The sequence below is a fragment of the Pseudomonas sp. FG86 genome, assembly GCF_057808775.1.
Map to the genome: position 1 here is coordinate 1 of NZ_JBMDIS010000181.1, position 2,053 is coordinate 2,053.

The 2,053-nt window shown below is 58.4% G+C and carries 2 protein-coding genes; both read left to right on the forward strand.

The features are described from left to right. Positions 1-84: 84 nt before the first annotated feature. Positions 85-444, forward strand: coding sequence for an IS66 family insertion sequence element accessory protein TnpB (tnpB, locus tag ACODSV_RS36175; RefSeq protein ID WP_076965370.1), 360 nt, complete (start codon positions 85-87; stop codon positions 442-444). 18 nt (positions 445-462) lie between these two features. Beyond that, positions 463-2,007: an IS66 family transposase gene (tnpC, locus tag ACODSV_RS36180; protein ID WP_076965371.1), complete on the forward strand. Its 1,545-nt coding sequence runs from the start codon at positions 463-465 to the stop codon at positions 2,005-2,007. The last annotated feature ends 46 nt before the right edge of the window (positions 2,008-2,053 follow it).

The window sequence follows — 2,053 nt, forward strand, 5'->3', positions numbered from 1 at the left end:
CGTAAGCGCTCCATAAACCCCACCTTCAAATGACCCAAGTACGACCTGATGCTGTGCTCCCGATTTTCTTTCTGGAGCCAGCCCATGATGCGCCCCGATCCCAAGGTTAAAGCCGTTTATCTTTATCCCAAGCCAGTGGATTTCCGTAAATCCATCAATGGCTTGGCCGCTCTGGTCGAGCTGGATATCAAGGTGGCGGTGTTCGACCCAGTATTATTTGTGTTCCTCAATCGCACGCGTAGCCAAGTGAAAATTCTCTACTGGCATCGCAACGGTTTCTGTCTGTGGCTCAAGCGTCTAGAGGCCGAACGCTTCAAAACTAAGCCGGATGCGGGCGATGAAGCCATTGAGTTGACGGTGCGTGAATTGAACCAACTTTTGGATGGAATCGATCTCTGGGGTAACCAGCCGCACAAGCTGCTGACGCCGCGCTTCGTCACCTGATTCGGTATAATCCACGGCATGATTTCCATGCCCGAAACCCTCCCCGACGATCCTTTTTTGCTCAAGCAGTTGCTGCTGTCGGCGAGCGTGCGGATGTCGGAAAAGGATGGACAAATTGAGCGTCTGCGCGAACAAAACGCCCTGCTGCTCCAGCGTCTGTTCGGCCGTAAGTCCGAGCAGAGTGCCGATCCTGACTCACCGCAGCTAGAGTTCTTCAACGAGGCTGAAAACCTCACCGACACTGCGCCTGAAGCCGTTGCCGATGACGTCGAGGAAGAGGTTGTCGCTCCGGTTAAGCGTCGTGGCAAGCGTAAGCCGTTGCCCGCTGAACTGCCGCGTGTCGAAGTCGTCCACGAGCTGCCCGAGCACGAACTGACCTGTGAGTGTGGTTGCCGCAAACAGGTCATCGGTGAAGAAACCAGCGAGCAGCTGGAAATCATCCCGATGCAAGTCCGGGTGATCAAACACATCCGCAAAACCTACGCCTGCAAGACCTGCGAAACCGCGCCGATCACTGCCGATAAGCCGGCGCAGTTGATCGAGAAAAGCCTAGCCAGCCCCAGCGTGCTGGCCATGCTGCTAACAACAAAATACGCCGACGGCATCCCGCTGTACCGCTTTGAGAGGATGCTCAGCCGGCACGGTATCGACATCCCGCGCCAGACCTTGGCGCGCTGGGTGATCCAGTGTGGCGCGCTGCTACAACCGCTGCTCAACTTGATACGCGACCAGTTGCTGGACTACCCGGTACTGCACTGCGATGAGACCCGTGTGCAGGTGCTCAAAGAGCCGGGGCGTGAGCCGAGCAGCCAATCGTGGATGTGGGTGCAAACCGGCGGCCCGCCAGACAGGCCAGTAATCCTGTTCGACTATACCACCAGCCGTGCGCAGGACGTGCCGCTGCGCCTGCTCGCGGGCTACCGCGGTTACTTGATGACCGACGACTACGCCGGCTACAACGCCGTGGCCGCGCAAGCCGGGGTTGAGCGCTTAGCCTGCCTGGCGCATGCGCGACGTAAATTTATTGAGGCGCAGAAGGTGCAGCCCAAGGGCAAAACCGGACGGGCCGACGTGGCGCTAAACCTGATCAACAAACTGTACGGCATCGAGCGCGACCTAAAAGACGCCATCCCCGAACAACGTTATCAGGGTCGCCAGCAACATAGCCTGCCGATCCTCGCTCAACTGAAAAACTGGCTGGAGAAAACTCAGCCGCAAGTTACCGCACAGAATGCCTTGGGCAAAGCCGTAAACTACCTGGCCAACAACTGGAGCCGGCTGGAGCGCTACGCCGAAGGCGGCCACCTGCCGATCGACAACAACGCCGCCGAGCGAGCCATCCGGCCCTTCGTCATCGGCCGAAAGAACTGGCTGTTCAGCGACACACCCAAGGGCGCCACTGCCAGCGCGCAAATCTACAGCCTGATCGAAACCGCCAAGGCCAACCACCAAGAGCCTTACGCCTACCTGCGTCACATCCTCGAACGCCTGCCTCAGGCCAATTGCATCGAAGGCTACGAAGCGCTGCTGCCGTGGAACTGCAAACCCACAACGCCACTTTAAAACGCAAAACCCCACCAGCGGGAGGTGGGGTTTATGGAGCGCTTAC